The organism is Sphingomonas radiodurans (assembly GCF_020866845.1).
Classification (GTDB): Bacteria; Pseudomonadota; Alphaproteobacteria; order Sphingomonadales; family Sphingomonadaceae; genus Sphingomonas; species Sphingomonas radiodurans.
In genome coordinates this window covers 3,356,889-3,370,226 of the sequence record NZ_CP086594.1, presented here as the reverse complement: position 1 = coordinate 3,370,226, position 13,338 = coordinate 3,356,889, and the positions used below count along the sequence as shown (strand labels likewise).

Below are 13,338 nucleotides of genomic sequence, written 5' to 3'. Positions count from 1 at the left end.
GCGTTCACGTCACGCCGCGGCGCCGCGCACCGCCTCCAAGCCGCCGCGCGGTGCCGGCGCATCGCTTTCGACCCAGTCGACTAGTAGCGTCAGGACGCGGCGCAGCGCGGCATCCTGTTCCTCGACGCGCGCTTCCAGTGCTGCGATCCGCGCGACGAGCTGCGGATCTGCCGCGGCGATCTCGGGGGCTGCGGGGGTGGCGGCCGGGGGTGGATCGGAGGGAACGGCGCGCATGATCGGGGCGGTGCGCGCGGCGCTGGGTAGATCGCGCGCGGCATCGGCGCGCACCGCGTTGACGAGTGACGCATCGATCAGCTTCGCATCGGTGATCGCAGCATGCAGCATGACGCGGCCCATAAGCTGGTTCAGCCGCCGCGGCACGCCGCCAGTGGCGCGATGCAGCACTGGGAAGGCGTTCTCGGCGAAATCGGGCGAACCCTGCCAGCCAGCGATGCGGAGGCGATGCCCGATGTAATCGGCGATTTCGTCGGGATCCATCGGATCTAGGTGATGGATCGCGATCACACGCTGGCGCAATTGCTCGAGCCGGTCAGAGCCGTTGAGGCGCTCGCGGAATTCGGGCTGGCCGAGCAGGAAGATCTGCAGCATCGCGCGGCCGCCGGCCTGGAAGTTCGAGAGCATGCGCAGCTCTTCGAGCGCCGACACGGGGAGCGCCTGCGCCTCGTCGACGATCAGCAATGTGCGGCGACCGGTGCGTGCGATGGCGTGGAGCCCGCACTCGATCATCGTCAGCAGCTCGGCCTTGGACTTGCCCGGCGCGTCGATATCGAGCCCGGTCGCGACGATGCGCAGCAGATCCTCCGCCTCGATCGCGGTCGAGACGATCTTGATGACGTTGAGGTTCGCGGGATCGATCTGCTCGGTGACATGCGCGACGAGCGTCGTCTTGCCGGCGCCGATATCGCCGGTGATGACGATGAAGCCCTCGCCCTGCGCGAGGCCATAGCCGAGATACGCCATCGCCTTGCGGTGCGTTGCCGAATCGAACCAGAAACGCGCGTCCGGCGTCAGCTGGAACGGCTTGTCGGTTAGGCCGAAATGTTCTTCGTACATGCCGTTCGCTTCCTTAGAACGTGTACCGAGCGCCGAGCAACGCTTGCGCCGACCATTGGCTATCGATGCCTTCCTGATCGAAGGTGTAGACACCCAGCGACGCGATCGTGCCGAGCCGGCCGAACTGGTGGCTGTAGGTGCCGGTGGCGTTCACGCCGACCACGCCATCCGACCCGGGCAGGCCGCTCTCATAATAATTGGCGAACAGGTTAGCGTCGAGTTGCGACACGCGGCTGAGCGCGCGCGACCAGAACAGCTGCGCGTAATAGCTTTCGTCGGTGACGCCGAACACGGTCGTCCCCGGCGCGACGCGTGGCGCGTAAAGCTTGCGGTTGGCATAGCCAGCGCCGACGCCGTAGCTCGTGCGGCCGCGCGTGGTGGAGACCACGCCGTCGATCCCGCGCGCGCGATAGCTGGCGGTGGAGATCGACTGGAACACGTCGTTGAGGCAGCCGCCCGCGCCCTGCCCGCCTTCGCCGGGCTGGCTGCCGAAGACGCAGCCGTTGAATTGCTGGCCGAACGGGCTGGCGTTGCCCTGGAACGCGGTTGGCGTGTCGCGCAGGCCATCGCGGAGCTGGCGGCCGAACGTCTCGATGCCGTCGTACACCGACACCTGCAGGCCCGTGTCACGCGCCATCGCCCAGCTGAGCGTGCCGGTGTAGGTCTCGCCGCCATAACGCCAGCCGGCATTTGCGGTCAGCTCGAGCCGCGGGCTCGGGCGCCAGATGACGCCAGCGTCGTAGATCAGGCCATCGGTGTTGTAGGCGATGCGTTGCGGCGAGTTGGGATCGGTGACGAAGCGGCCATTGCCGTCGACCACCGCATCGCCATTCGCATCGACCAGCGCGTCCCGCTGGCTCGTCTCGATCTTCTCATAGCCGACGCCGCCGCGGATCGCGACAGTGCGGCTGACCGGCAGCGTCACGTCGCCGCGGCCGAACCAGCCTTCGTAGCGCTGATCGAGCTGGCCCGCCTCTTCGCGCTCATAGGCGCCGCTGACGGTGACGCCGACCGGCAGGACGGTGCCCGCCGCGACGCCGACAGAGGCCTGCGCGACGACGTTCTTGGAATCGTCGAAATAGTCGAGCCGCTCGCCACCCGCCGCGACCCCGGTCGCGTTGGGGACTTCGACCTTGGTGTAGCCGCCGAACACCGAGCCGGCGATCTGCACCGGGCCGACGGCGGTCGACACGCTGGGGCCGGCGTAGACCGAATAGACCTGCGTGATATTGTCGACGTTGCCCGTCAGATTGCCGGGCGCAGCGCCGCGGATGTCGACGCGCGAGCGCGTCGCGACCGCGCCGCCCTCAAGCGAGAAGCCCGGCGCGACGGTGACCGACGCACGCGCGAGGCCGGTGTGGACATCGTCGTCGGCGAGGCGATCATCCCACTGGATGCGGCGTTCGTAGCGATAGCTGACCTGCGCCTCGGCGCGACGGCCAGTGACGCCGGCGTCGATCCCGACCGCGATCTGCGAATAGGTGACGACATCGTCGTTGGTGAGATCGGCGTCGATGATCTGCGCGAGCTCGATATACGGCTGCACATAACGATTGCGCGCCTGCGCCTGCGCCTGCGCGCCGCTGGCGACTAGGATCATCGCCAGCGCGATGCCGTAGCCCAGCGTCTGGTTCCGAGGCCTCAACACGTCACTTCTCCTGGCCGTAATAGCTGCCGAACCGGCCGCGGCCGGGCTCGTAAGATACTGAATTGAGGACGAGGCTGATGCGTTCGCAGCCGTCGAGCAGGTTCACCGCCTCGCGCACGTCGGCCTCCGTCGTACGATCGGCGCGGACCACCAGCATCACCTGGCCGACGAGCAGCGCCAGCACCGAAGCGGGCGACGCCGCGAGCGCGGGCGGCGTATCGAACACGATGATCCGCTGCGGATTGGCGGCGAGCAGCTGATCGATGATCTCGCCGGTACGCGCGCTGGCGAGCAGCTCGGTATCGGCGTGCGTCCGCTTGCCGGCGGGCAACAGCGACAGCTGCGGCACATCAGTGCGCACGATGCAGCTTTCGGGATCGACCGTCGGATCGCCGAGCATGTCGAGGAAGCCGGTCGAATCGTCGAGGCCAAGCGAGGCCATGACGTCGGGCTTCGCGAAATCGCCGTCGACCAGCACCACTTCGACATCGCGCTCGGCGGCGAGGCTGATCGCTAGGTTGATCGCGCAGAAGGTCTTGCCGTCGCCCGGCTTGCCCGATCCGACGAGGATGGTGCGCGCGCGCTGGCCGAGCGGCCCCTGCACGATCGCGCGGGCATTGAGCAGCAGCTGGCGCTTCACGAGGCGGAATTCCTCGGCCAGCGCGCCGATCGGTGCGCCGGGAACGAGCATGCCCTTTTCGGCCAACATCGTGCGATCGATGTGCGCGATGCCGGGGGGCAGCAACTCGCCCTCGGTTGTCGGCTCGGCGCCGGCGCGCAACTCGGGCGGGATCGCGGCGAGCGTGGCGGCGGCTTCGGGCGACAGCTTCTCGGCGCCGAGCGGCGGGGGTGGCGCGGCGTGGATGAGGTCTAGGGTTAGATCGAGCGAACCCGTATCCTCGTCACCCCGGGCTTGACCCGGGGTCCCGCTGTTTCCCGCGTCCAAAGGCGAGCGGGACCCCGGCTCAAGGCCGGGGTGACGGTGAGAAGTATCAGCATCGGACTGCGGTGCGGGATCACGCCGCCGCAGGTGTGCGCCGAAATCATAGACCTTGGCGGCCCGCTCGATGAGCGAATCCTCGTGGCGCTTGGTGGCGTTCGTCATGCCGCTAGACCCCGCTGGAGCATTTCGACGCCGAGCAGCGCCACATAGCCGACGCCAAGCGCGCCGAGCCCGCCGGCGAAGAGCTTGAGCTGCTTCTTGCGCTGTTCGGCCTGGAAGCGCGTCAGCATCTCGCCGACCGAGCCGATCACTGGCATGCCCGACGCCTTCTCGAGCCGCTGCGCCGTTGCGAAGGTCGCCTGGAGCTTGGCCATCGCGAAGGCCGCGGCGATCCCGCCGAACAGGCCCGCGATGAGCACGCCGGTGAGCAGCAGCGGGCGATTGGGCGCGGTCGGCGTGCGTGGTTGCGTCGGTGGATCGATCACGCTGAACTTCACCGCGTCGGTCTGCGTCTGCGCCTGGCTGCGCAGGTTCACCTGTTCGCGCTGCGCCAGCAGGCGATCATACTGGTCCTTCAGCACGGTATAGTTGCGCTCGATCTCGCCTTGCTGCGCGGCGACTTCGGGATCGCCGGCGAGCTTTGCGTTGAGCGTGTCGAGATCGCCCTGCAGCTGCGCCTTGCGCATGCGCAGCGCGGCGACGCTCGCCTGACGATCGGCGAGCATCGACTGCAGCGAGAGATACGCCGGATTAGGCATGCCGCCACCAGCACCACCTGTCATCGGCTCGCCACGCGCGGCGCCCTGCGCCTGCGACAGCTGCGCCTTCAGCGCGACGACGTCTGGGTGATTCTCGGTATAGCCGCGGCCGCGCGCATCGGCGAGCTGGCCCTGGATCGCAGCGACGCGTGCGCGCGCCGGGCCGACGCCGGGCGCGATCCCCGCGCCGGCGATGCTCTGCGGCGTGCCGGCGAGCTGGCCCTGCAATGCCGCAAGGCTGGAACTGGCCGCCCCCAGATCGTTGTCGACCTGGCTCATCTGAGCGCGCGCCGCGCCCATCCGATCGCTGACCGATCCCGTGCCAGGCAACGAGCCAAGATAGCGGTTCTGGAAATCGGCGCGCTTCGCCTCGGCATCCTGCAGCTTCGCACCGAGCGACTGCAATTGCCCGTCGAGGAATTGCAGCGACTGGCTGTTCTGCATGCGATCGCCGGACAGGTTCGTCTCGACGAAGATGTCGATCAGCTTCTGCGTGATGCTGGTGGCGAGCTTGGGCGTCGCGGCGGTGGTGACGATCTCGAAGAGATTGTCCTGCTGCGCGGTGATCTTGATCGACTGCTGCAAGCCGGCGGCGCGATCGGCAATGTCGCGATCGGTGGAGACCGTCTTGGCGAGATCGGTGCCGCGGACGACCTTTTCGAGGTTCACCGCCGAGGTGAGCGTCTGGCGCACGGTATCGACGTCGCGCTGATCCTGCCCCATCGCGGCGCCATCGGTGCCGGGCGGGAGGATCGAGCGCATCTGGACGAAGACGCGCGCACGGCTTTCATAGCGGCTCGGCACCTGGCTGACGACCAGCCAGCCGAGCACGCAAATGCCCCAAGCGACGCCCAGCGCCAGCCAGCGCCGAGTCCAGATCGCATGGGTCGCGATCCTGAATTCTTCGAAGATGCCGTTCACGCCAGCGGCCTCAGAACATGCTCTCGGGGATGATGATCACGTCGCCCGGCTCCAGCCGCACGTTCGCGCTCGAATCGCCGTTCTTGAGCAAGCGGCCCAGGCGAAGATTGTATTCCTTCTGCTTGCCCGTCGCGCGATCGTAGCGGACGAGGCGCGCGCGGTTGCCCGCGGCATATTCGTTGAGGCCGCCGACCGCGATCATCGCGTCGAGCAGCGTCATATTGGCGCGATACGGCAGCGAGGCGGGCTTCTCGGTCGCGCCGACGATCCGCACCTGCTGGCTGTACGTGCCAGAGAAGCTGTCGACCATGACGCTGACGATCGGATCCTTGATATATTCGCGCAGCGCCAGCTTCATGTCGTCGGCGAGCATCGCGGGCGTCTTGCCGACGGCGGGCATGTCGTTGACGAGTGGCGTCGTGATGCGGCCGTCGGGGCGGACCTGCACCTTCGACGACAGTTCGGGATTACGCCAGACGAAGATCTGCAGCGAATCCAATGGGCCTATGACATATTCCTCACCGGGCTGTTCCTTGCTCGCCACGAAGGCAGCGGGCGGCAGCTCGCCGGCCGGCCCCGCGCTCATGCAGCCGGAAAGTGCGGTCGATGCCAGCGATGCTGCCAGCAACACCTTGGAACCACGCGAGAAACGCATCGCAAAACCTCCGTCGGCGCTCATCAGCCGGACGTGGAAAACTGCTCCACGGCCGGTTGCGCTCACCAACGGCTATGAAAGGAAGAGGTGAAGATAGCGTTTAGGAAGCTCGCCCAAGGACTTCCGAGGGCGCCGGGTGGCCGAGGAAGCCGGCCGGGCTGGCGGTAAGACCATAGGCGCCGGCGAGGAAGATCGCGACGATATCGCCGACTTCGGCACGCGGCAGCGCGACGCGATCGGCGAGGCGATCGAGCGGGGTGCACAGGCAACCGACGATCGAGACGGTCTCTTCGGGCTCGGCGTTCATGCAGTGCGCGATCGCGACGGGATAGTTGCGGCGCACGACGGTGCCGAAATTGCCGCTGGCGGCGAGTTGGTGGTGGAGGCCGCCGTCGACGACCAGGAAGGTCTCGCCGCGACTTTCCTTTCGATCGACGATGCGCGCGAGATACACGCCGCATTCTCCGACGAGCCAGCGGCCGAGTTCGATCGCGAAGCGGCTGTTGGCGAGGATATCGGGGCGGCCGGCGAGCGCTTGTGCGAGCGCGTCGCCGATGCGGGCGATGTCGACGGGGGTGTCGCCGGGAAAATAGGGGATGCCGAAGCCGCCGCCGAGGTTGACGAGCAGTGGCTGGGCGCCGGCTTCCTCGGCAAGGCGGGCGGCAAGCGCGAGCGTTGCGGCCTGGGTGTCGATGATCGCCTGCGTGTCGAGCGCCTGGCTGCCGGCGAAAATGTGGAAGCCGCGCCAGTCGGCGCCCGCCGCGACGATCTCGCGCACCACCGCGGCGGCATGCTCGGCATCGATCCCGAACGGCGACGGGCGGCCGCCCATCTTCATGCCCGAGCCCTTGAGTTCCATGTCGGGATTGACCCGCACCGCGAGCCGCGGGGTGACGCCGATGCGTTCGCCGATGGCGAGCGCGCGGCGGGCTTCGCCGGCGGACTCGACGTTGAGCGTGGAACCGGCGGTGATCGCGGCTTCGAGTTCGGCGTCGCGCTTGCCGGGGCCGGCGAAGCTGATTGCCTTTGCCGGCTTCACGGTGAGTGCGGTGGCGAGTTCGCCGGCGGAGGCGACGTCGAGGCCATCGACCAGCGGGGCAACGGCGGCGAGGAACGGCGGCCAGGGGTTGGCCTTGATCGCGTAATGGAGGTCGATGCTCGGGAAAGCGGCGCGGAAGCCTGCGACGCGGGTGGCGACGATTGTGGGATCGTAGACGAACAGCGGGGATCCGTGATCGGCGGTCCAGTCGGCGGCGGGGCGGCCGGCGATCGTGAGCGCGCCGGTCTGATCCGCGAATTCGGGCGGCAGCGGGCCAAATGGTTTGCTCATGGTGCGCCCTCCCCCAATCGTACGGCGTCGCGGATCGCGGCGCGATCCAGCTTGCCGTTGGCGTTGCGCGGCAGTTCGCTTCGCCACTCGAAGCGCGCCGGCTGCATGAAGTTGGGCAGTTCGCGCTTGAGTCGTTCGCGCAACGCAGCCTCGTCCGACGCATCGCCGCGCGCGACGACGACGATCGCCTGGCCGAGGCGCGCGTCCGGGATGCCGATCGCGACGGCTTCGGCCGCTTCGCCGCCTGCCATCACCGCTTCCTCGACTTCCGCCGGGCTGATGCGGTTGCCGGCGGACTTGATCATCTCGTCGTCACGGCCAACGAAGCGAAGCAGGCCTGTGGCGTCCGCTACCACCGTGTCGCCGGACCAGACCGCGGTGCCGCCGGCCTGCGAGAAGCCGGGCGCCTGGCGGAAGCGGGCGGCGGTGCGCTCGGGATCGTTCCAATAGCCGTGCGCGACGAGCGGGCCGGCGTGGACGAGTTCGCCCGGCTCGCCCGGCGCGGCGCTGGTGCCGTCGGGGCGGACGACCATGACCTCGGCGTGCGGGATCGCGCGGCCCATCGAATCGGGATGCGCATCGACCAGCGCGGGCGGCAGATAGGTCGAGCGGAAGGCTTCGGTGAGACCGTACATCGGGTAGAGATCGGCCGCGGGGAAGCGTTCGCGAAGGCTGCGCACCATCCGCACCGTCAGCGCGCCGCCCGAATTGGTCAGGCGGCGCAGCTTCGCCGCGGTGTCGGCGGGCCAGTCGGCGTCGAGCAATTGCAGCCACAGCGGCGGCACGCCAGCGAGCGTCGTCGCGCCGACGCGGTCGACCGCCTTCACCACGTCACGCGCGGTGAGATAGTCGAGCGGCGCGACCGTCGCGCCTGCCGCCCAGGTCGAGAAGAGCTGGTTCTGGCCATAGTCGAAGCTGAGCGGAAGGACGCCGAGCACGACGTCTTCCGGAACAAGGCCGAGATAATGTGCGACGCTGTTGGCGCCGAGCCACAGGTTCGCGTGGCTCAACATCACGCCCTTGGGCCGGCCGGTCGAGCCCGAGGTGTAGAGGATCGCCGCAAGCGCTTGCGGATCGGCGGTGGAGCGCGGGAGGGGATCGCCCTGCCCTGCCTGCGTGTGGACCGCAACGCCTGACGAGTCGCCGGGTTCGAGCATGGCTGCGCGCGCAGGTTGCGTCAGCAGCAGTCGGGCACCGCTGTCGGCGAGGATGTGCGCGACCTGCGGGCGTTTGAGCAGGGGGTTGATCGGCACATGGACCAGCCCGGCGCGCGGCGCGGCGAGCGGCATCAGGCATGCCTCGCGGGTCTTGGGCAGCCACGTTGCGACGCGGTCGCCGGGGGCGAAGCGCTGCGCGGCGAGCCAGCCGGCGAGCTGGGCGGCGCGCTCCTCGGCTTGCGCGACGCTCAGCGTGCCGGCGCGATCGACGAGCGCCGGCGCATCGGGCGCGCCGGCCAGCACGTGATCGATCGGTTTCGGGACAGGATCGAGCGGCACCATCACGCCCCCATAGCGCCGGGGCGTTGCGGAATTCATCCCCCCGGCTTAACGGCGCTGCAACAATTCGGGGACTTGGGTGATTTCGGTAGCAAAGGCACAGGTCGACACGACGGTCCGCGCGGTGCTCCGCGATGTTCTGGGACTTTCCGATGCGCGCGTCGCCGCGTTCGACGAGACGACGCCGCTGTTCGGCGCGCTGCCCGAGCTGGATTCGATGGCCGTTGCCGGCGTGCTCACCGAGATCGAGGATCGGCTGGGGATCGTGATCGACGATGACGAGGTCGACGGCGAAATGCTCGAGACGTTCGGCGCGCTGACGCGGTTCGCGGCCGACAAGGCGCTGGCCTGACGCTGATGGCCGGTGAGCCCGGCCCGCGGATCGCGTACTATGATTGGGCTGGTGGGCGCGAGGCGATGCTGCGCTTCGGGCCTGAGGACGGCGCGCCTGTGGTCGTCGCCGCGCTGCCGCTGTTCGAGGAGGGCAACAGGACGCGCGCGGCGATGGTGGACGTGCTGCGACGGCTGGCGGCGCGGGGGATTGCGGGTGTGTTGCCTGACCTGCCGGGGACGGGCGAGAGCCTTTGGGCGACTTCCGATGCGACTTTGGCGATTTGGCGTGCCGCCTTTGCTGCGGCTTGCAGCGCGGTCGGCGGGGCGGTGCATGTGGTCGCCTGGCGCGGAGGCGCTTTGGTGGATGGCGAGGCGGTGGTGGCGAGCCGGTGGTATCTGGCGCCGCAGTCTGGGGCTGGGCTGGTGCGGGAGCTTGAGCGGGTGCGGCGGGTGGCGGGGGGCGAGGATTTCGCCGGGAATGTGCTTTCGGCGGGGATGATCGAGGGGATGGCGGTGGCGGAGGTCGCTACGGCCGGGCCGTTGCGCGTGGTGCGGTTGGAGAGTGATCCGAAGGCGGCGGACCGGAAGGTGCCGGGGGCGGCGTTGTGGCGGACAGTGGAGCCGGGCATCGATGCGAGCTTGCAGGCGGTGATCGCCGACGATGTCTTCGACTGGGTAAACTCCTGATGCGTTCAGCTCACGGCCGTCATGCCGGGCTCGTCCCGGCATCCACGTGGCCGCGCATTCTACGCAGGTGGGGCTCGTGGATGGGTGGATGCCGGCACGGGGCCGGCATTACGCTAGGGGTATGACCGAGCGTCGGATCCTTATGTTCGACTGCGCGGGCGAGACGCTGGTCGGGACGCTGGACGATGCGGGCGGCGCTACTGGCTTGCTGATCGTCACCGGAGGCAACGAAGTCCGCGTTGGGGCGCATCGAGGGATGGCGCTGCTCGCGGGGCGGCTGGCGGCGAGCGGGGTGGCGGTGTTTCGGTATGACCGCCGCGGTGTTGGGGATTCGGGCGGCGATAACGCTGGGTTCGCGGGCTCGCACGAGGATCTGATTGCGGCGGCGGCTGCTTTCCGTGCCGCTGCACCGTCGGTCGAACGGATCGTGGGGTTCGGGAATTGCGATGCGGCGACGACGCTCGCCTGGTGGGGGCGTGAGGCGGGGTGTGACGCGGTTGTTCTGGCGAATCCGTGGGTGGTAGCAAAGGTCGATGATCTTCCACCGCCGGCGGCGATCAAGGCACATTATGCGGCGCGGCTGCGCGATCCCGCGGCGTGGTGGCAGGTGATCCGTGGGGGCTTTTCGGTGACGAAGCTGGTGCGCGGGGTGCGCAGTATCGCTTCACCGCCCCGCCGTGACGATCTTGCGAGCCGGACGCTCGATGCGATTGCTGCTTGGGGCGATGCGGCGACGGTGGTGCTCGCTGCTGGCGATGCGACCGCGATTGCTTACGCCGATGCAGCCAATCGCCACGGGCTCAAGCAGCGCACCGTTTCCATCGATACCGGATCGCACAGCTTCGCGCGGGCCGGCGATGCGGCGGCGCTGGAGGCGGCGATCCGATCCGTGATCAACGCGCGCGGATGAAGGCGCGGATGTCGCTCGAAAGCTTCCGCAGATCCTCGTCGCGGACGTACATCATGTGGCCGGCGTGATACCAATGCCAGCTGATGCGGCCGTCGTTGGGGATGCCGGTGCGGTTGAGCGAATATTCGGCACCGAAGAAGGGCGTCGCAAAGTCGTAATAGCCCTGGCCCACGAACACGCGCAGGCCGCTGTTCTCGCGCAGCGCCTTGCCGATGTACGGCGCGACGTTGAGATAGCCTGATCCGCCGCGCGGGCCGCCGCCGATCTGCCAATCCCAATCTCGCACGCCGCCGATCGACGAATAGGTCAGGTCGGGCGAGTAGTTCAGGAATTCGCGCGAATGCTGGTTCATCGCCGCGGTGTAGGCGCCGTCGATCGCGTAGAAGCTGGGATCGTTGTCGGGCTCCTCGCCGGCGTCGTCATAGTCCTTGCCGAGATAGCGCGTGTCGAGCCGGCCGATCGTCTGGCCGCGATCGCGCAGCAGCTCCTTGTAGAAGCGGCCGGGCGAGAGGCGCAGGTCGGCGCGGGCGAGATACGCCTCGGACACGCCGGTGTAGCGCGCGAGCTGGGGCAGGATCGCCTGGCGTTCGGGCGCGGTGAGCGCGTTGCCCTTGAGGAGGGCGGAGGCATAGGGGCCGATGGCGAATGCCTTGGACTCGGCGACGAATTCCTCGACGGTCGCAGGCTTGTTCGCGACCTTGTCGTGGAACCACGCGGTCGCGGCCATCGACGGCAGGTTGGTGACGTAGCCGAGTTCGTTGCCCGGCACATCCGCCGCGGCGCTGAAATCGAGGATCGACGAGATCAGGATGATCCCGTTGATCGACACATCGGTGAAGCCGGCGCCTTCGAGCTGGTTGATCACCGCGGCCGAACGCGTGGTGCCGTAGCTTTCGCCGCCGATGAACTTGGGCGCGTTCCAGCGGCCGTGCTCGTTGAGCCATAGCCGGATGAACTCCGCCATCGACTTGGCGTCCTTGGTGACGCCCCAATAATCCTTCGGATCGGTCTTGCCGAGTGCGCGGCTGAAACCGGTTCCGACCGGATCGATGAAGACGATGTCAGTGACGTCGAGCAGCGAATCGGCGTTTTCGACGATAGGATAGGGTGGCGCGCCGTCGTCCTTGGCATCCGACGGGATCACGACGCGGCGCGGGCCGAAGGCGCCCATGTGGAGCCAGAGCGAGCCCGAGCCGGGGCCACCGTTCCAGATGAAGCTTACCGGGCGCTTGGGATCGACCGGGCCTTCCTTGATGTAGCTGTACGACGTGATCGACGCGAGCGGCTTGCCGTCCTTGTCCTTCAGGTACGTATCGCCGGCGATGGCGCGGTAATTGATGCGGGTGCCGCCGAAGGTGCCGGAGTGGCGGGTGATCGAGACGGTGGGGGGCGGGATCGCGGAGGCTTCGGCCTTTGCCTCGGACTTGGTGTCGGGCTTGTCCTGCGCCGTGAGTGGCGCGGCGATGAGTGTGGCGCCGAGCGCCAGTGCGATCTTTAACTTCAAGCGTACCCCCTACTTCCGTCATGCCGGCCTTGAGCCGGCATCCCGCTTTTTCTTCTGTCGCTTAGAGAAGAAGAAGCGGGACCCCGGGTCAAGCCCGGGGTGACGGGGAAGGCTTATTCCGCCGCTTCGGCCATCGCCTCAAACTCGGCTTCGGCGAGGAAGCGTTCCGCATCGAGCGCGGCCATGCAGCCGGTGCCGGCGGCGGTGACGGCCTGGCGGTACACCTTGTCCATCACGTCGCCGCACGCGAACACGCCGGGGATGCTGGTGCGCGTCGAGCCGGTTTCGACCTTGATGTAATGATCCTCGTCCAGTTCGAGGTGGCCGCGGAACAGCTCGGTCGCGGGATGGTGGCCGATCGCGACGAAGCCGCCGTCGACATCGAGCCGGCTGTGTTCGCCCGTCTCGCTATCGAGCAGGTCGAGGGCGACTAGGCCCTTCGTCCCGCCGCCGTCGACGAACTCGCGGACTTCCTTGTTCCACAGCACCGTCACGTTCGGGTGCGCGAACAGGCGTTCCTGCAGGATCCGCTCGGCGCGCAGCGTGCTGCGGCGGTGGATCAGCGTCACGTCGTCGCTATGGTTGGTGAGGTACAGCGCTTCCTCGACCGCGGTATTGCCGCCGCCGATCACCGCGACCTTCTTGCCGCGGTAGAAGAAGCCGTCGCAGGTGGCGCAGGCGCTGACGCCCTTGCCCTTCATCGCCTCTTCGCTGGCAAGGCCGAGCCACTTGGCCTGCGCGCCGGTGGCGATCACCAGCACGTCGCCTTCGTACACGTCGCCGCTGTCGCCGGTGAGGCGGAACGGGCGGCGGGTGAGATCGACCTCGACGACCGTGTCCCACATCAGCTTCGTGCCGACATGCTCGGCCTGCTTCTGCATCTGCTCCATCAGCCAGGGGCCCTGGATGACGTCCGCGAAACCGGGGTAGTTCTCGACATCGGTGGTGGTCATCAGCTGACCGCCGGGCTGGATGCCCTGGACGAGGATCGGATTCATGCCGGCGCGCGCACCGTAAATGGCCGCTGACAGCCCGGCGGGGCCGGAGCCGAGGATGAGCATGCGAGTCGAATGAGTGAT

At 68.1% G+C, this 13,338-nt stretch carries 12 protein-coding genes; 3 read left to right on the top strand and 9 right to left on the bottom strand.

Translation table 11 applies throughout. The annotated features are described in order from the left end of the window. Nucleotides 1–9: 9 nt before the first annotated feature. From LLW23_RS15900 to LLW23_RS15870, 7 genes are all read right to left on the bottom strand, one after another. Nucleotides 10–1,074: an ExeA family protein gene (locus LLW23_RS15900; protein WP_228946469.1), complete on the bottom strand. Its 1,065-nt coding sequence runs from the start codon at nt 1,072–1,074 to the stop codon at nt 10–12. Between the two features lie 13 nt (nt 1,075–1,087). Then, nucleotides 1,088–2,722 (bottom strand): hypothetical protein, encoded by a 1,635-nt coding sequence (locus LLW23_RS15895; protein ID WP_228946468.1) that lies wholly within the window; start codon nt 2,720–2,722, stop codon nt 1,088–1,090. A gap of 1 nt (nt 2,723) precedes the next feature. Further along, nucleotides 2,724–3,827, bottom strand: coding sequence for a P-loop NTPase (locus tag LLW23_RS15890; RefSeq protein ID WP_228946467.1), 1,104 nt, complete (start codon nt 3,825–3,827; stop codon nt 2,724–2,726). Next, complete coding sequence (locus LLW23_RS15885; protein ID WP_228946466.1) at nt 3,824–5,344, bottom strand: XrtA system polysaccharide chain length determinant; 1,521 nt, start codon at nt 5,342–5,344, stop codon at nt 3,824–3,826. Before LLW23_RS15885 ends, LLW23_RS15890 begins: the two co-directional genes overlap by 4 nt. Nucleotides 5,345–5,354: 10 nt before the next feature. Next, entirely contained in the window at nt 5,355–5,999 is a 645-nt protein-coding gene (locus LLW23_RS15880) for an XrtA/PEP-CTERM system exopolysaccharide export protein (protein WP_228946465.1), read from the bottom strand. Nucleotides 6,000–6,099: 100 nt separating this feature from the next. After that, a complete protein-coding gene (locus LLW23_RS15875) occupies nt 6,100–7,329 on the bottom strand; it encodes a pyridoxal-dependent decarboxylase, exosortase A system-associated (protein ID WP_228946464.1) in 1,230 nt (409 codons plus the stop codon). Then, nucleotides 7,326–8,828 (bottom strand): AMP-binding protein, encoded by a 1,503-nt coding sequence (locus LLW23_RS15870; RefSeq protein ID WP_228948606.1) that lies wholly within the window; start codon nt 8,826–8,828, stop codon nt 7,326–7,328. Before LLW23_RS15870 ends, LLW23_RS15875 begins: the two co-directional genes overlap by 4 nt. Before the next feature lie 76 nt (nt 8,829–8,904). Between LLW23_RS15870 and LLW23_RS15865 the strand changes: the two genes are divergently transcribed. The 3 genes from LLW23_RS15865 to LLW23_RS15855 all read left to right on the top strand — a co-directional run bounded on the left by LLW23_RS15865 (nt 8,905) and on the right by LLW23_RS15855 (nt 10,755). Continuing rightward, nucleotides 8,905–9,177, top strand: a complete 273-nt coding sequence (locus LLW23_RS15865) for an acyl carrier protein (RefSeq protein WP_228946463.1) — start codon at nt 8,905–8,907, stop codon at nt 9,175–9,177. A 5-nt stretch (nt 9,178–9,182) separates the two neighbouring features. After that, a complete protein-coding gene (locus tag LLW23_RS15860; RefSeq protein ID WP_228946462.1) occupies nt 9,183–9,845 on the top strand; it encodes a hypothetical protein in 663 nt (220 codons plus the stop codon). Between the two features lie 121 nt (nt 9,846–9,966). Then, a complete protein-coding gene (locus LLW23_RS15855) occupies nt 9,967–10,755 on the top strand; it encodes a hydrolase 1, exosortase A system-associated (protein ID WP_228946461.1) in 789 nt (262 codons plus the stop codon). Here the strand turns inward: LLW23_RS15855 and LLW23_RS15850 are convergent. Both LLW23_RS15850 and trxB read right to left on the bottom strand, forming a co-directional pair. After that, nucleotides 10,739–12,259 carry a S10 family peptidase gene (locus LLW23_RS15850; RefSeq protein ID WP_228946460.1) on the bottom strand — a complete coding sequence of 507 codons (1,521 nt, stop codon included), beginning with the start codon at nt 12,257–12,259 and terminating at the stop codon, nt 10,739–10,741. The two genes, LLW23_RS15855 and LLW23_RS15850, sit on opposite strands and share 17 nt — an antisense overlap. A 113-nt stretch (nt 12,260–12,372) precedes the next feature. Beyond that, nucleotides 12,373–13,320 (bottom strand): thioredoxin-disulfide reductase, encoded by a 948-nt coding sequence (gene trxB / locus LLW23_RS15845; protein WP_228946459.1) that lies wholly within the window; start codon nt 13,318–13,320, stop codon nt 12,373–12,375. Nucleotides 13,321–13,338: the final 18 nt, after the last annotated feature.